Annotated in this window: 10 protein-coding genes; 1 reads left to right on the top strand and 9 read right to left on the bottom strand. The window is 33.8% G+C overall.

Annotated elements, in window-relative coordinates; all coding sequences use genetic code 11:
* Positions 1-12: 12 nt before the first annotated feature.
* The 3 genes from KM029_RS23115 to KM029_RS23105 form a co-directional block, all read right to left on the bottom strand.
* Positions 13-3,756 (bottom strand): sulfatase-like hydrolase/transferase, encoded by a 3,744-nt coding sequence (locus KM029_RS23115; RefSeq protein WP_144076173.1) that lies wholly within the window; start codon positions 3,754-3,756, stop codon positions 13-15.
* A 110-nt stretch (positions 3,757-3,866) separates the two neighbouring features.
* Positions 3,867-7,064, bottom strand: coding sequence for a T9SS type A sorting domain-containing protein (locus KM029_RS23110; RefSeq protein ID WP_158631194.1), 3,198 nt, complete (start codon positions 7,062-7,064; stop codon positions 3,867-3,869).
* A 295-nt stretch (positions 7,065-7,359) separates the two neighbouring features.
* Positions 7,360-7,569 carry a hypothetical protein gene (locus KM029_RS23105; protein ID WP_144076171.1) on the bottom strand — a complete coding sequence of 70 codons (210 nt, stop codon included), beginning with the start codon at positions 7,567-7,569 and terminating at the stop codon, positions 7,360-7,362.
* Positions 7,570-7,911: 342 nt separating this feature from the next.
* Between KM029_RS23105 and KM029_RS23100 the strand changes: the two genes are divergently transcribed.
* Positions 7,912-8,628 carry a chalcone isomerase family protein gene (locus tag KM029_RS23100; protein ID WP_144076170.1) on the top strand — a complete coding sequence of 239 codons (717 nt, stop codon included), beginning with the start codon at positions 7,912-7,914 and terminating at the stop codon, positions 8,626-8,628.
* Between the two features lie 71 nt (positions 8,629-8,699).
* On the opposite strand, the gene KM029_RS23095 is transcribed toward KM029_RS23100, so the two are convergent.
* The 6 genes from KM029_RS23095 to KM029_RS23070 all read right to left on the bottom strand — a co-directional run bounded on the left by KM029_RS23095 (position 8,700) and on the right by KM029_RS23070 (position 17,452).
* Positions 8,700-9,635: a hypothetical protein gene (locus tag KM029_RS23095; RefSeq protein ID WP_144076169.1), complete on the bottom strand. Its 936-nt coding sequence runs from the start codon at positions 9,633-9,635 to the stop codon at positions 8,700-8,702.
* 144 nt (positions 9,636-9,779) lie between these two features.
* A complete protein-coding gene (locus KM029_RS23090) occupies positions 9,780-11,192 on the bottom strand; it encodes a sulfatase (protein ID WP_144076168.1) in 1,413 nt (470 codons plus the stop codon).
* A gap of 1 nt (position 11,193) precedes the next feature.
* A complete protein-coding gene (locus KM029_RS23085) occupies positions 11,194-12,609 on the bottom strand; it encodes a sulfatase (protein ID WP_144076167.1) in 1,416 nt (471 codons plus the stop codon).
* Positions 12,610-12,630: 21 nt separating this feature from the next.
* Positions 12,631-14,034, bottom strand: a complete 1,404-nt coding sequence (locus tag KM029_RS23080; RefSeq protein WP_144076166.1) for a sulfatase — start codon at positions 14,032-14,034, stop codon at positions 12,631-12,633.
* Positions 14,027-14,956: an alpha/beta hydrolase gene (locus tag KM029_RS23075; protein WP_144076165.1), complete on the bottom strand. Its 930-nt coding sequence runs from the start codon at positions 14,954-14,956 to the stop codon at positions 14,027-14,029. Before KM029_RS23075 ends, KM029_RS23080 begins: the two co-directional genes overlap by 8 nt.
* A 117-nt stretch (positions 14,957-15,073) precedes the next feature.
* Entirely contained in the window at positions 15,074-17,452 is a 2,379-nt protein-coding gene (locus tag KM029_RS23070; protein WP_144076164.1) for a glycoside hydrolase family 3 N-terminal domain-containing protein, read from the bottom strand.
* Between the last annotated feature and the right edge of the window lie 29 nt (positions 17,453-17,481).

The raw sequence follows: 17,481 nt of genomic DNA, 5'->3' as shown, positions 1-17,481 counted from the left end.
TTCCTCCTTCATTTATTTTCTTATAATTTTATATGATTTCCCTTCTATTAAAAGGAGGTAAATTCCTTTCTTCATGGAAGATAGATCAATTCTAGCTCCATTTATCGCTAGAGAATATTCTCCTAATTTCTTGCCTTCTAAAGAATATAAACTAGCAGTAGCTCCTTGTTTTATTATCCCTTTGATGTATAATAATGACGAAGTAGGGTTTGGATATAAAACCGGGTTTTCAAAACTTGGTAATGTAGTTGTTGGAGTTTCTTCTTTTGCTTTAACATTCAATAAAAAGAGTTTAATTGCTTTCTCGTTACCTATTGATAAACGTGCTTCTATAGTACCCTGAACATCTTCAGTTACCTGCGATACGACACCAGTAAAATCGGAAAATGTGACACCAGAATTATTAGAAACCCAATCCACTTTAGCTGTTAAAGAAGTGCCACTAACGTAGATGTCTTTTGTAACATTTTCTGCATTATCTCCATAAGAATATTGAATTTCAAGGTTGTCCAATGCTGCAATCATTTCTGGAGATACATTTGGATTTAATTTCACTACAAATTCTTTTACTTCTGTAAGATTTTTTAAGGTGATTGTTGCGGTTAATTTTACTGTTATCGCCTCTTCATTTAAGAATACATAACCTGTGTCATTCTGCACAAGTACAGCATTTGGCGTATCACTTACCCATGTAACGGTTGTAGCGTTAGTGCTCTCCTGTGGTAAAATTAAATTATTACTTACTGCATTTTTAGAATCCTCTCCCTGATAAATGATTTCTAGGTTATCAACTGCTTCTTTCAAAAGCTCTTTATCATTCTCTAAACCATCAATTTTTATACTTACATTATCAAAATAAACACGTTCTGTTGCAGTACCTAACTGAAATAATATTCTTACAGATGACACGCCAATGGGAACTTCGTGTTTTGTATTTATTTTTATATCCTTCCCTGCCTCTATTTCAATATTATCACTAATCACTTTTTCTGTATTGCCATCAAATTGTAATTGATACCTTATTGTAGTAGCTGTGGTGGTATAAATATCAAAAGCAACTTCAAAATCTTCAATTTCATTTGTTGTATAACCTATTGCATATTCATTAGAGCGTAAACCAATATTAGACACATTTGTACCTGTTTCTCTAATATGAAAAACCCCAGCTTTAGTACCATTTACAGGATGATTTTCACTTACAAAATCATAATCAATAGTACTACCACTCTTAAAAGTTGATGTCCAACCTGTTAAAACTCCTTCTTCAAAATTACTATTGATACGTATAAGATTGGTAGATTCTAAATTATGTACCTGACCGTAATAAGCGGTCCACCACTTTTCTGCAGCTTCTTTTAATACGGCTATTTCTTTTGAGTAGGCAGCCTTATTTATTACATTTTCTGTTTCTATTTCCTGATTATTCTGATACACATAAAACTCTTCTTCAATAGTAGTTACAACAGAGAAAGGCTGCTCCATTGGTGTCATTGTTTTATCAGAAGTCCACATGGTATAACGGTACTTTCCTTGTTTAAATGTATACCCGTTGCTTCCATTTTTTTTATAAAAAGTAACGGCTAAATCTAATGGGTAATTTGTTTCTGTATCGTCTGCTATATAAAGCGAATTACCTTGTAGAAAACTCGGTTTTGGCGTACTCGTGTAATCACAAACTGTTGGGTAGAGGTCTACTAATTGTACTGCTCTGTCCTTTTCATTTTTTAGTGCTTTAGCTGGGTCTATCACAATCATTGGCACTTGTACTGCATTTTGAAGTAAGTTATGTTTACCCCACATATTATGATCTCCCAGATTAAAACCATGATCTGAAATCAAAATAATTAACGTGTTTTCCTTTTCTCCAATCTCTTCTAATTTAGTAATTACCTTACCAATCTGCGCGTCGATGTAAGATGCACAAGCATAGTAAGCATGCAATAATTCTCTTTGTTTTTCTGGATCGAGTACGTTTTCATGACCGTTATAAATTGCTTCCCAGGTTTGTGGAATATCATTATAACCTGTAAGTTCTGTTGGCTCTTTGTATATAAAAGAGGGTGCTCCTTGGGGTAAAGTTTGATAATCAGCTAACGTTAATGTATTTCTATCATATAAATCAAAATATTTTTTAGGTGCTACAAACGGTAAGTGAGGTTTCTTAAAGCCCACAGCCAAAAAGAAAGGCTGACTAGATGCTCCTAATTCTTCTAAAGTAGCCACAGCATGTTCAGAAAACTGACCATCTTGGTAACCATCATCTCCTACTCCTTCCGGGCCGATTTCATAAGAAGTGCCATCCGTTACTCTGTAACTATTTCCACCCACAAAATCACCGTATTCTTCTGGATAAATATATTTTGATGGCGCTGTGTAATCTTCTGTCCAAGCGGCATTATAATGACCGTCATCCACATTTCTAGGGTCAAAAACTTTCCCAACAGCAGCCGTTCTATAGCCATTTTTTGATAATAATTCTGGTAGTGTAGTTAAATCTGGAGCAATATCAGGAAGTAAATTAGATAGGTTGGTTACTCCATTTCTTTCTGGATAAGTGCCCGTTAAAAAACTTGCTCTCGATGGACCACAAACAGGGTAAGAACATTGTGCATTTAGGTACTTTATACCTTCTTCTGCCAATTTATCTATCACCGGTGTTTGTACTTCTGAGTTATTAAATGCCACCAAGTCTGTATTCAGGTCGTCTACCACTAAGAAGAGTATATTTTTTCTTTTAGATGATGGAAACAATGCTTCCAGCTGTCCATCTACCCATTCTCCTTGGTTACGTGTGTAAATCATTTTATTTGATTTAGGACCAGCACACCATATTGCTCTTGGAAAATCTAATGCTTCGGATGTCTCAATTATTGCTTTATGATAACGCTCTCTGCTTTTTGCATCACAAACAGAATTCGACCCAAACTCTCCTAAATACAACGGTAAATTGTTTGTATCAGCCCAATCCTTCACATTTTTAAAATCAGCGTATAAAGACGCGTATTCTTCTTTTGTCCCCCAAATTGGAGAACTTCCATTTATTTCAGGGTACTTAGAAAACGTGTTTGGCCAATAATAATGAAACCAAGGGATAATCTTATTGTCATTTTCAAAAATAGAAAGGTCCATTTGCTGAGGTGCATGAATAGCATTATCACCACCACCTGTAAGCATTACAATTCTATCTGGGTGTTCTTTTCTAACCGCAGCAAGCAAATCAATATTAATTTCATCTACTAACTTTTTATTCATATTAAAGTACGGCTCATTTAGAAGTTCAAAAACCACATCATGAGATTTGCCTTTAAAATGGGAACCTATTTGCTCCCAGATTTTCACCATTCTTTCCCATTTTTCAGGGTCAGGATATTCGTTATCTTCTTTGTGTACTTCTTCTATAAACCAATGTTCTCCATGTGCATTTAAAACCACAATTAAATTGCGTTCTAATGCCCAATCTACCACTTGTTCCACCCTTGTAAGCCAAGCGGGATCTATTGTATAAGGTGCATTTTCATCGGTATGACTGCCCCAACGTACAGGTAAACGGATATGATCGAAGCCAGCGTTTGCCACATCTTCCATCATATATTCCTCAATTGGAGCTGCCCAATCACCTTCATTATTTGCAGACATTACATTGCCAAAGTTATATCCCGTTCCTAAACGGTTGGCCATTTCGTGCGCTGGAGACTGTGCTTTAACAAGTCCTCCAATTAGTAATTGTAAAAAAATCGTTAGTAGTAATTTTCTCATTTCGTAGTTTTTATAAGTATAAAATAGGCTGTCTCAAAAGTTTGAAACAGCCTACATTGTCTGTCATCCTTAATTCAAAAGTGGGGTCAATTATCAACCGACAATTTCCCTTATTGCTTGATAAAAGTTTTATGTCCTCCGTTTACACGAAGAATATAATTACCGTTTGTCAAACCAGAAATATCTACTTGTGTGGTGTTCCCTATTAAAGCTGTTGGAAGTACATACACTAACTGTCCTGTTAGGTTGTAAATTTGCAACGTTTTAATAGGTGTTTCCGAAGTGATATTAATTTTATCTTGCGATGGATTAGGCCAAACTTTCACTGCTACTTTAGTATCTTCTACTGCCGTTGGTGCTTCTGTTTTCATTACTGTTACAGAAAAAACTTTAGTTGTAGTTTCATCACCAAGCAGAAGTGTAGCCGTCAAATCAATCATTTGATCTGCAAACGATTGTGTTACTACCCCAGATGTAGAAATCACTTCTTCATTTGATGAAGACCATGTAACTGTCGCATTATTTTCTCCTTCGTCAACCAAAGTAATATTTTGAGTGACTGTAGTAGCATCTTCGCCATCGGCATAAGTAATTACTAAAGCTTCTTTTGCTTCTGATAATAACACTACTGCATTACCTATCACCTTAACAGTAAATGTTTTAGTTGCTGTAGATTCTCCTAATGTAAGAGTAGCCGTAAGCATAACATCTTTATCTGATAAAGGTATTGTAACCTCTCCGGTAGCTGTAATTACCGTTTCATTATCAGATACCCAAGTTACTGTTGTATTGTTATCCGCGGTGTTTGTTAGCGTAATATTCTTAGTTACAGTACTTGCATTATCTCCTTCTGCATAAGTAATCTCTAAAGTTTCTTTTGCTTCGTTTACTAGTTCTTGCTCATTAGAAATCACAGTTAAAGTAAATGATTTTGTTGCTGATAAATCTCCAATAACTAGAGTTGCTTCTACTACTACATCTGTAGATAATTGTTGCCTTGAAACTGTACCTGATGTAGTAATTACTTCTTCATGAGTACTCGTCCATGTAATTGTAGCATTGTGAAAACCTGTTGCTGCTAAAGTAATATCTGAGACAACATTGCTTGCAGATTCACCTTCTGCATAAACAATTTCTAAAGCATCTTTTGCTTCTGTTAAAGCAATTGCATCATCTCCTAAAACAGTTACAATAAATGTTGTAGTGGTAAAAACTTCACCTAAAGAAATTGTTGCAGTTAGCTCAACTTCTTGGTCTGTACTTGCTCTAGTTACCGTTCCGTCCGAAGAAATTGCTTCATTATTAGCCTCCCAAGTTACTGTTGTATTATTTAATCCAGTTGTTGGTAATTCTAAATTTGATGTCACATTATCAGCCGTTTCCTCTTCTGCAAAAGTAATTGCAATGCTTGTTTTAGCTTCTTCTACTTTTGCTTCATTATTTCTATCTGTAGTTAATTCAAACTCCTTTGTCTGTGTTAATTCCCCTAGAGTAACTGTTGCCGTTAGTTTTCCTGTTACTTCTTCTGAAGTTAAACTGACGACACCTTCTGTAGAAATATTTGCATTTTCGCTTTGCCAAGTTACTGTAGTCTCAAATAAGCTTTCTAAAGGTAATGTTACATTTGTAGTGATCAATGCTTCTGTATCACCTTCTGCAAATTCAATTTCTAGGGCCGCTGTAGCATCAATTAATTTCTGTTCATCTGTAGCTAAAACTGTAACTGTAAAGTTTCTTACTTCAGTAAAACCCTCTTTTTCTATGGTAGCTTTTAGTTTTACTATCTGATCTGTAGAACTAGGCAATAAAGTTGCGTTTGCACCATCAAAAGAAACAACATCATTATCTGCTTCCCATGTTATTGTTGTCCCATAATTATTTGTATCTGTAATATCTACGGTGAAGTTTTGAGTAACATTGTCTACATCATCACCATCTGCTAAAACTAATTTCAAGGCTTCTTTTGTAAGTGTTACTTGCCCTACATTTGTCTCTATTTCTTTCACAATCACATTATCATAAACAATCTGACCTGTATTTCCACCTACTTGTAATAGTAACCTCCAAGAAACTAAGTCAGCCGGAGCTTCTATAATTTTAGTAATTGTTTCTACTTCTTCACCAACAAAAAAGAAATCTGTGTTTATATTCTGGCTTACATTCTCAATATCTTTACCAGAAAACTGATAACGAAGTTTTGCTTCTTCAGAGGCATAAATATCAGATGTAATTTCGTAGAAAACAGGAACTGTTGTTGTTTCATTAAAAGGATAATAAACTGTTCTTGTCACAAGGTTAGCAAAAGTGACTCCTCCATTTGTAATATCAAATTGAGCTGCCAAAGAGCCATTTTCTTTATGCGTGATACTTGTAAAAGTAAAATCACCTTCATTTACTTGATCAGTATTAAATGCAGCACTCCAAGCCGTTAATCCATCATTAAAATTAGCATTTGATACAATCATATTTCCACCCTCAACAGTTAATGGTAATACAGTAATCACAAAGTCTTTTGTTAAAGTAGTAGTTCCAATTGTTACAGTTGCTGTCATTGTCACCTCTTCTAAAGCAGCTCCTCGCATTACTTTACCATCTGTAGCAATACTATTTTCGTTAGAAGATGCCCAATTAATTGTCGATGCATGCTCTCCTTCTGTTGGTAAAGTGATTGAATATAGAATACCATTTCCATCTTGAGGATCGATACTATTAAAATTAATTGCGATTGCATCGATTGCTTCCTGAGCTAATTCTTCATCTGTTTTTTCAGCTTCCTGTACTAAAGAAATATTGTCTACTACCAGAGTACCTGTATTTCCTCCCATTTGTAATAGTAGTTGCCAATCTGATAAAGAAGGTAACGCTTCTGTTGGAGTAAGTGTAATTGTAGTAGTTAATGTCTGATTATTTGTAGATACAGATAAGTTAGAGCTTAATTCTTTTATACCTGCTTTTTCAGACTGCAACATAAATCTTACCGTCATGTCTTTATCTGCATAAGCATCTACACTAATACTAAAAGTAGTAGCTTCAGTTAATGGAGTTGTAAAAGATGCATATCCAATTGATCTAAGTTGCGCATTCGGTAAAGAAGGATTATCATCTGGCAAAACCATTTGTAATGCATTTGTTCCATTAAATATATGTGTAACAGTAGAAGGTGTAAATTCTGTATTTTTTGATGTCACTTCCCAATTTGCAGTAAAGTCAGTTTCAAAACCAGGATTTGTAATTAAGTTATCCTGTGCTGTTGCTATAAATTGTAGTAGCGAAAAAAATACAATTAAAGAGGTAGTAATTAATTTCATAATCATTAAAATTTCATTTCTAAATAGTTGAGAAATCTTATTCAGGTAAATGAATAGATAGCTTTAAATTTCTATTTGTAAATGTCTTTTAATTGTAAAAAATACGGGTGTACTTTTCGTTCGATACCTATTAAAAAGAGTTCTAAAAGTTGATTTGAGTACTAAAAAGAGTGTTTTTTATTAACTATATGAAAAAAGCTAACAAAAGATTACTCTTCTATTAGCTTTATATGCTCAGTATATTATTTACAAATAAGTATACTGAATAGTCAAATTTATCTATATATGTACTTTATTATTTTTTTGTATCATTCTGCTTATCAGATTGCTCATTTTTCGTTTTATCTTCAGCATCCTCTTTATTTTTTTTATCCTTATTTAGCTTTTCCACCCCTTCTAATAAATACTCTTTTAAATCTTTCTTTAATGGTTGAGGTTCTTCTCTACCATCATTACAAGAAACCATTGAAATGGCAAGTATAGAAATAAGTAGTATCTTTTTCATGAGCGTTAATCTTTTGGTTCATGAATAAGAAAAATGAACGGGATAGTTTGTCAATCTAATTAACAACTGTTGAGAAGATCTTACGGAATACAGAAAAACGAAAGATTAATTCAACTGTTAACAGTTTATACTCCCCAATCTTAAATAAGCCCTTACGTTAAAAGTTCAACTTTATTTTACTTCTACTTATATTTTTTTGTTTAGAATATAACTATTTCAATAAAATCACCTTGAGTACTGTCATTGTTAAACTTTTTCTTTGAATCATTACATTTTATTAATACTTTTAAAAAGTCAATTAACTTCCATGTGTTTCAATAACTAGACAATTAAACTACTTTTATGAGAAATTTTTTAAAATTAAAGCTTCTATCTGTGTTATTATTGTTGTCTGTAGTCGCTACAGCACAAGAGCAAAAAACGTTTAAAACAAACTTCTTTAACGAAGTAGAATTTCCTAAGACTGTAACTGTTACAGAAAAGTCTTTACAGTGCAATGGGTATGGAGCATTATCGCAAAATTTATCAAAAATCTTTTCTTGTGCACTCTATGTTGCACACCCATCAGACGATGCTATCAATTTAATTTATAGCGACGATCTTAAAGTAATTGAGCTTGTAATGACTTCTAATAATTTACAGTCAGAAGCTACAATTAAAAGAATGAGAAAGGCGTATGCTGTTGATCTAAAAGTTGGTGCTGATGCATCTGAAAGTGACAAGAAATTTGTTGCTGCTTTAAGAAAGCAAGAGCAAATTAATCCTTCACAAGTAATTACCGTAGAAAAATTATTTGGAGAAGCATTTAAAAATTCTAATGCTGGTAATACTGAAACTATCAATAGTGAGATTGTTGATTATATTGCTTCTTTTAGTGATCTAATTGTTAAAGGCGATCATTTTAGAATTATTAGTCAGAACAACCTTGTTACACTTTATAAAAATGGTAACGAGTTATTCCAAACTAATAATAAAGCATTTAAAAAAGCATTAATGAATATCTATTTAGGTAATACACCTATTGATACTTCTTTAAGAGACGATCTTCTTTCATTATAAGAGTTCTATAAACTAAAAAGGTCTTTCACATTTTGTTATGTGAAAGACCTTTTTTGATATATCAATTATACTTATTTTATATGATGTACTCTTGCTGCATCTTCTAGAAGTGTACCTGCTGCAAAAAATACTGATTCTGCTTGTTTAAATTCCTGTAAAGCTGAATTATATTTTTGTTCTAGTTTAGCTTTCTCAACTAAAGCATCTGCTAGCTTTGATTCTATTGTTTGTAATCTACCTTTACGTTCAGCTAATCTTTGCTTATGAAGATTAGCAAACTTAAGTAAATTTTGCTTACTATTTGGATTAGTTTCTTTATTTGCTTTAGATTGATAATCATTCATATAACCTTCACTAACAACTACAGCATCAAACATCGTTTTCTTATTATCTTCAATTATTTGAATTTTTCTTAACTGATTATTTAAAGATATTTCCAAACCAGGTAAAACTGCTTTTTTATCATTATGAACACTTAATTTAACCATATAATCAGCTTCTAATTTTTCATATTGATCTAAATCTGATTTAGTAACAGAAGAAGTACCCCAAATAATATGTTTCTTACCTGAAGAGCTTACCATCTCTCTTTCAACATTATAAGGATTTGTAGATGATGAATTTGAAGAATTACCACCTAATACAGGATTACTTTTTGATCCAGATTTTGGATTATTTATTACTGGTGTAGTTGATTTTGGCTTAGGTTGAACTTTTACTATTTTCGTTGCCTTTTTAACTGTAGTAGTTTTATTTTTTGGTGTTGAAGAAGCTGGTTTGGTAACAGGCTTCTTTGTGTTATTTTTTGGTGAAGATGTAACTTGCTTACTTGCAGGTTTTACAGAATCTGTATTACCTTTCTTTTTATCTTCTTCTTTATTATTTTTTTTATCGTCAGCTAATTTTTCAATTTTAACTTCTTCTTTCACTTCCGGTTCAGGATCTTTCTTATCATTACAAGAAATAACTGTAAAGGCTAATGCTGCTATAATAAATATCTTTTTCATTTGGGTTATGTTTTGGTTCGCTATTAAGAAAACCGAAAAACAACACTGGCCGAACTTATTGACATCTATTAATTATTAGTCACAAAAAAAGGCATGAGTACTACCCACACCTTTTTAAAGTTGTTGCGTTACTATACGCTATATCTAAATTAAGCTATATTCCTTTAGTGCCTTATCAAGAAGTTTTCTATGTTTTTCAACCTCTCCTTTATAAGTGGCATCTTCTACAATGTTTTTATTTTCTTCAGGATCATTTGATAAATCATACATCATTTCAGCAATTAATACTCCCTTTTTGTTTTTAAAAGCAGTATATCTAAAGCCTTTTGTACGAATACTATCCCCTTGTTTCCATCTACTTAAAGCATATTCTTTTGTAGAGAAATTAGGATCTTTTAAAACGGGTACTAAGCTCTGACCTTGTAATTGTGAAGGTCCCTCTAACCCTGCCAAGTCACATAAAGTTGGAAATATATCTACAATTTCTGCAAAACCATCTGCCTTTGCAGCCTTCATGTTTTTTCCTTTTTGAGGTTTAATTATTAACGGTACTCTTAAAGCAATATCAAAGTTTGTATGTTTTGCCCAAAAAGAATGCTCTCCTAATTGCCAACCATGGTCTCCCCAAATTACAATAATAGAATTTTCATAAAGACCTTGTTTTTTTAATTCAGCCACAAGATCACCTACTAAATAATCTGAAAAACTTACAGAAGCATAATATCCATGCTTTAGTTTCTTAGCTAAATCATTTGGTACATCCCCTTTTTTAGGAACAGAATTATATGCTCTTAACTCACCATACGTTGTTTTTGCCATCTCTGGCATATTCTTAGGTTTGTATGGATTGTCCGCCATTGGGATATCATTTTCGTTGTATAAATCCCAAAAACGTTTTGGTGCTACAAATGGAAGGTGAGGACGTGCAATGCCTACTGCCATAAAAAATGGTTGGTCCTTCTTTTTCAGTTCAGCCAATCTTTCTTTTGCAACTTTAACCGATCTTCCGTCTAAGAAATCTGTGTCTTTACTATCTACTACCACCTCATAAGGTTGTGGTCTTTTGTAAGGAGCTACAGGGTTTGTGGCTTCTTCTACTAATGCTTTATCGTGGTATTCGAACATACTTTCTGCAGGAAGATACTCCGTCCATGTACGTTCTACAGCATCTTTTTTACCATGAATTACTTTACCAATTGAAAAAGTATAGTATCCGTTTTCTTTAAAATGCTGACCAATTGTTACTGCATTTGGCAGGTCATGATCAATTTCTGTTCCTGCAGACGTAAATCTTTTAGGCGTTGGACGAACTCCTGTATGCATAGATGCTCTTGAGGCTCCACAAACTGGCACTTGGCAAAAAGCATTATTAAATGTAGTTGCATGTTCGCTTAATGCATCAATTTGAGGAGTTTGAATCAATGTATTTCCATAAACGCCTAACTCTGGTCTTAAATCATCTATTGTAATTAAGATGATGTTTGGCTTATCTTGAGCAGTAAGAATTGAAGGTAAAAAGGCCATCAATATCATCACTGTTTTTACTAGATTCTTCATATTAGATAGTGGCTTTAACTTCTTCTTTCCAAGTGGTAATCAATTGCTTTAAACGAGCTGCATCTTTCTTATTAACATCAATAAGATTTGTTTTCTCAAACGGATCTTTTGATAAATCATACAATTCATAATGGTCATCATCATAGAAATAAGACATTTTTAAATTTCCATCTCGAACTACTGTGCAATTGGTATCGCCTGTAGATTTTGGTCTTGCTCTAGAGGAATGCCAGAACAATGTACGGTCTGTTGTTTTTCCTTTTTGAATTTCTGTTTTAATACTTTTTCCATCTTTGTGCTCTGATGGGATTAAGTCTAAATCACATAAATCTAATAACGTAGGGTACAAATCTGTATTTGTTGTTACCTGATCTGTAGTGTGTTTTTTTGTAATTTTTGCACCAGCAAATATTAACGGAACTTTTGTACCACCTTCGTAAGTATGTCCTTTACCAGCTCTTAAAGGCAAGTTAGAAGTCGCCAATTCTCTCTTATTATTTACTCCTCTATTAGATAATCCACCATGATCTGAAGTAAAGACAATAATTGTATTATCATAAAGTCCTTTGTCTTTTAATGCTTTTACAACACGTCCTAAACTTTCGTCTACAGACTCTACCATTGCTCCATACACAACATTATTTTGGTGCATTTTAGTATATCCATCTTGAAGCGTGTATTCTGGTCCTTCAAAAGTAACCCCTTCTAATTTAGCTTTATATTTTTTGATGTGTTCCTTTTTTGCTTGGAAAGGCGTATGTACACCATAATGGCAAAGCATAATAAAGAACGGATCTTTATGGTCTTCATTGATAAAATTAATCGTCTCATCTGTTAAACGATCAGTAAGGTATTCTCCTTCCACACCATCATCTAACCCAACAATTTTCCCGTGGCCTTTCTTGTTTACTTTCTTCGGATTTTTTGGAACATTGTAAGGGAAGAAATAAGAATTTGGTGCTCCAGCCGCACAACCTGCAATATTAATATCGTACCCTTTATTCTGAGGCCATTCGTCTTCTTTATGTCCTAAATGCCATTTACCAGCAAAAAAAGTATGATAGCCATTGTTTTTAAAAGCCTGCCCAATTGTTACTTCGTTATCGTAAAATTTCTTATCTTTTATTGTGTTCTCATTTCTTGATGGAATACCTGCTCTTGCTGGATAACGACCAGTTTGTAAAGCATAACGAGAAGGTAAGCAACGTGGGTGGGCCACATAAGCATTGTTAAAATCTAATCCGTCTTCTGCTAACTGATCAATGTTAGGCGTTTCGTAAAAATCTGCATCGTGTTTAGAGATATCATAGTACCCTAAATCATCTACTACAAAAACGAGAACGTTCTTTTTATTTTGTGCAATAACGCTGCAGCTCATTAATAAAAGAGATGCTACTAGTAATTTTAAAAATTTCATACTTTTCAATTTATTAAAAAATTAGAGAATTACGGCGTCAATCTCTTTTCGCCAAGTGTTTATTAATTGCGTAAGTTTATTTTCCTGTTTTCCATTTTCAGTATAAATGTTTGTCGTCTCAAAAGGGTCTTTCGATAAGTCATACATTTCATAACGGCCTTCAGTAAAGAAGTCAAATAATTTTAAATCACCATACCTTACTACAGTACAGTTTGTATCTCCTGTTGAACGTAATCTACTCATTGGAGAATGCCAATAAACAGTACGTTGTTCTATCTTATTATGTGTAATTGCCTTTTTAATACTAATACCATCTCTATGTTGATGAGGTAATAATGGCAAACTGCATAAATCTAATACTGTAGGGTAAATATCTAAATTTGTTGTTACCTGAGTAGAAATATTTTTTTTATGTGATATACCTCCTGCAAAAACGAGAGGTACTTTTATTCCTCCTTCATAAACATGCCCTTTACCTGCCCTTAAAGGTAAATTTGAAGTGGCAATTTTTCTTTTATTTCCAACTCCTCTATTTGATAAACCTCCATGATCTGAAGTGAAAACAATAATTGTATTCTCGTATAAACCTTCTGCTTTCAGGGTTTTAATTACTTGGCCTAAACTTTGGTCTACCGACTCGATCATTGCGGCATAAATCGGGTTGTTTTGATGTTGTTTTGTTTCCCCATCCTTTAGTTCAAATTCTAGCCCATCAAAAGATAATGTCTGTAATTTTGCTTTATACTTCTCTACCAATGCTGATTTTGCTTCTAAAGGTGTGTGTACACCATAATGGCAAAGCATTGCAAAAAAGGGTTTTGTATGTTCTTCTTTAAGGTAGTTTACTGTTTCTGTTGTTAGTCTATCAGTTAAATATTCTCCTTTTTCTCCATCTTCCAAACCTTCAATATTCCTATGATTCCCAGATCTTTTAGGGTCTTGAGGAACATTATATGGATAAAAATAAGATTTAGGAGCCCCTGCACTACACCCTGCAATATTACTATCGTAACCTCTACTTTGAGGCCATGTTGCAACAGTTTCTCCTAAATGCCATTTACCTGCAAAGAAGGTAGTATAGCCATTATTTTTAAAAGCTTGTCCAATTGATATTTCACTTTCAGACAATTCACATTTATCTTTTCCTAATTTACCAGGAGCACCCACTCTTGCTGGAGCTTTTCCTGTTTGTAATCCATATCTTGAGGGTACACATCTTGGATGAGAAGAATATGCGTTTGTAAAGTCAACTCCTTCACTTACTAATTGATCTATATTTGGTGTTTCGTAGAAATCTGATCCATGGGCACTTATATCAAAATATCCTAGGTCATCTACTACAAAAACAAATACATTTTTCTTTTGAGCATGTGCACTTAACAACGTAAACATCAAAAGAAAAAGAAATGTACTTTTCTTACTCATGCTCTTTTCTTATTGGATAAATGGCATCTGCTGGAATTTCTACTGTAAATGGCGTTGACAAGTAATTATTCTCTACAAAGAAATTATCCATCTCCTGTAAAGTATCATAATACCAACGGTTAACTACGGTCCCTTTTGGGTATCCTTGTTTTTTACCGTAACCTAAATTAAAGAAAGAATGTTCTGCTCCTTTATAAATCATTAATTTACAATTTACATTAGCTCCTACACATCTACTTTCAAAATCATTTGCCAATGGTATAGAAGTCACTTTATCGTGATCTCCTAATTGAATTAGCATTGGTGGAAACGATGCATCAATGTTTTGTCTTGGGCTAAATGTTTCCCAATTTATACCTTTGGCTGATAATTCTTCTGCTACCTTTCTATGTCCATAACCCTCTTTACTTGTTCCCAAAACTGGGTTAAATAATACAAGTAAGTTTGGTGCATAGTCTTTTTGATTTAGCTTGTTTGTAAGGGGGTCTATAAAAGCGGCACTTAACGCTAAATGGCCTCCTGCAGAACCCCCTCCGACTGCAATTTTATTGGGATCAATACCGTATTTTTCAGCATTTTTTCTGACAAATGCTATAGCTTCTTGCGTGTCTTCAACACATTCATAAATGGTTGTACCGTGCTTTTTTCGTAGTCTATATTCTGGGCTAAAGACTACTAAACCTCTATCTGCTAGATGTTGTGCTTGTAAATAGAAGGCTTTTGGAGAACCAGAGTTCCACCCTCCACCATGAATTAAGACAACAGCTCCTCTGCTTTTATCTTGTTCTTTTGGTATAAAGATATGATGTTTCAATTTTACATCACCAATCTCTTTATAAACCACCTTTTCGGTGGGTTTCACCTGAGCAAACAATTGCAGAGCTAAGAAAATAATAAAAGATGTTAGTATAATTCGTTTCATTTCAATGTTGATTAAAGTTGGAATTAGGCACTCCAATTGATGTGCCTAATCCCTAAATTATTAATAATGCATGAGTGATTATAAGTAGTCATTATTTCTTTAAAGTGATCACTCAAATTACATCGCCGGATAATTTGGCTTGTAATCGTTAAGTTCTAACTTTTTAGTTTCAGAAACCTCAAGTTTCACACTTTTTAAATCCTTATTTCTAGAAGATGAACCCACCATAATAGTAAACATTCCTTTTTCTACTCCCCATTCCATTTCTTGATTAAAAAATGCAAGGTCTTGTGTAGATAAATCAAAAGTTACTGATTTCGTCTCACCTGCTTTTAAGTTTATTTTTCTATACGCTTTTAATTCTTTTACTGGGCGAGTTACAGAAGAATAATCATCTCTAATGTACACCTGCACTGTTTCTTCTCCATCTACTTTTCCTATGTTAGAAACATCACACGATACAGTAAATGTACCATCACCTTTAATAGATGTTTTGTTTACAGCAATATTCTCTGTTGCATATTTAGTATACGATAAGCCGTAACCAAATGCATAAAGAGGGTCTTTATTTGTAAAGTGATATTTATGGAAATAATGCGATGGCTTGTGGTTATAATATAACTTTACTTGTCCAACTGTACGAGGCACTGTGATAGGCAATTTAGCTGTAGGGTTAACATCACCAAATAAGATTTCAGTAATTGCTTGTCCTCCAAAACTACCAGGTTCCCATGCTTCTAAGATACCGCTTACGTTGTTTTCTAACCACTCTTCTCCAATAGGACGTCCGTTTACAAGCACTGCAAGAACTGGTGTTCCTGTTTTCTTAATTGCTTTAATTAATTCTAGCTGACGACCAGGAAGATCAATGTGTGCTCTATCTGTATTTTCTCCACATGTTTTATTTTTCCAATCCCAACGCATAGAGTTTTCGCCTACAACTACAATTGCTAAATCTGCTTTAGCTGCTCTTAAAGCCGCTTCTTTAATTGCTTTATCTGTTGTTTTACCAATAATTTCTCCACTATTATAGTGGTCTAACTTAAAGCCTTTATCTTTAGATACAGCCTCTAAACCTTCTTTTACAGTAATTATACGATCTTGAGGTTGGTACCAAGTCCAATCTCCTAAAATTGTTTCGTTATCAGCGTTTGGCCCTGTTAAGAAGATTTTTTTATGTTGTCCTTTTTTAAGAGGAAGAATACCATCGTTTTTTAATAAGACAATAGATTTTCTAGCAATTTCTAAAGAAGTAGCCTGATGTTGTTGGTTAAATACCACCTCATCTGCTTTTTTCTCGTCCACATAAGGGTTTTCAAATAAGCCCAATCTAAACTTCACTTCTAATATTTTCGAACACGCTTCGTTTACTCTTGCTTCTGGAACAATACCTTCTCTTACTGCTGCAACTATAGATGCTGAGAATTTAGGACCATGCATGTGCATATCCATACCATTATTTACAGAACTTCTAAAGGCATCGTCTAAATTTTCTGCCTGACCATGTAAAGTATGAATACGTTCAATATCCATCCAATCTGATACATAAAAGCCTTCGAAACCATATTCATTACGCACAATATCTGTCATAAATTCTTTGCTATTATGACAAGGGATACCGTTTACCTCATTATGTGCAGTCATTATAGAAAATACATTTGCTTCTTGCACTGCTCTTCTATAAGGAGGTAAATGCACTTCTCTTATAGATCTCATTGATAAATCTAATGGAGATGCATTTGTTCCATTTAATGGCTCTCCACCACCAATAAGGTGTTTTGCACAAGCAATAACTTTCTCACTTCCTGTAAAATCTCCTTGCTGAAAACCTTTTATCATTTCCACACCCATATTACCTACTAAGTAAGGGTCTTCTCCAAAAGTTTCTCCAACTCTACCCCAACGTGCATCTCTTGCAATATCTATGTTAGGAGTAAAAGCCCAATGAGAACCTGTAGCTCTCATTTCTTTTGCAGATTCTTCACCTACTCTATATGATAAATTTTCTTCCCATGTACTTGCCACACCAATTGGTGTAGGATAGATAGTAGCACCATAATTTAAACCATTACCGTGGATAGCGTCAATACCTATTAATAAAGGAATTTTTAAACGTGAATTCATGGCTAAACCCTGTAACTTGTTCGCCTCTTCTGCAGAAATAACATGAAGAAAAGAACCTATTTTTCCTTCTTCTGTCATTTTTGCAATATCTGAAGAATGAAGACCAGGATAAAATCCCAATGCATCATTATTGTGTAACTCCTCTGGAGACAGATCTTCTTCTGCTTTTTTCATGTGTTCAAGACCTACAAACTGTGCCATCTGTGCAACTTTTTCTTCTAAAGTCATACGCGACATTAAGTCTCTTACTCTGTCTTGAACGTCTATATTACTGTTCTTGTAAATTGGCTGATCATTACTTGCTCTAGTTTCGCACGAAACGTTACTAAAAGCAATTGCTATAAAGATTAAGCCGGTGATTAGATTTCTCATGTGCTCATTAAAAAGTTAATAATTCTTGA

The sequence above is a fragment of the Flammeovirga kamogawensis genome, assembly GCF_018736065.1.
Taxonomy (GTDB): Bacteria; Bacteroidota; Bacteroidia; order Cytophagales; family Flammeovirgaceae; genus Flammeovirga; species Flammeovirga kamogawensis.
The sequence above is the reverse complement of the archived record's forward strand: the minus strand, read 5'-3'. Positions and strand labels throughout refer to the sequence as shown.

Bases quoted from the DNA above. Each gene is read 5' to 3' on its own strand.
- KM029_RS23115 (WP_144076173.1), bottom strand. From the start codon at position 3,756: ATGAGAAAATTACTACTAACGATTTTTTTACAATTACTAATTGGAGGA.
- KM029_RS23110 (WP_158631194.1), bottom strand. From the start codon at position 7,064: ATGAAATTAATTACTACCTCTTTAATTGTATTTTTTTCGCTACTACAA.
- KM029_RS23105 (WP_144076171.1), bottom strand. From the start codon at position 7,569: ATGAAAAAGATACTACTTATTTCTATACTTGCCATTTCAATGGTTTCT.
- KM029_RS23100 (WP_144076170.1), top strand. From the start codon at position 7,912: ATGAGAAATTTTTTAAAATTAAAGCTTCTATCTGTGTTATTATTGTTG.
- KM029_RS23095 (WP_144076169.1), bottom strand. From the start codon at position 9,635: ATGAAAAAGATATTTATTATAGCAGCATTAGCCTTTACAGTTATTTCT.
- KM029_RS23090 (WP_144076168.1), bottom strand. From the start codon at position 11,192: ATGAAGAATCTAGTAAAAACAGTGATGATATTGATGGCCTTTTTACCT.
- KM029_RS23085 (WP_144076167.1), bottom strand. From the start codon at position 12,609: ATGAAATTTTTAAAATTACTAGTAGCATCTCTTTTATTAATGAGCTGC.
- KM029_RS23080 (WP_144076166.1), bottom strand. From the start codon at position 14,034: ATGAGTAAGAAAAGTACATTTCTTTTTCTTTTGATGTTTACGTTGTTA.
- KM029_RS23075 (WP_144076165.1), bottom strand. From the start codon at position 14,956: ATGAAACGAATTATACTAACATCTTTTATTATTTTCTTAGCTCTGCAA.
- KM029_RS23070 (WP_144076164.1), bottom strand. From the start codon at position 17,452: ATGAGAAATCTAATCACCGGCTTAATCTTTATAGCAATTGCTTTTAGT.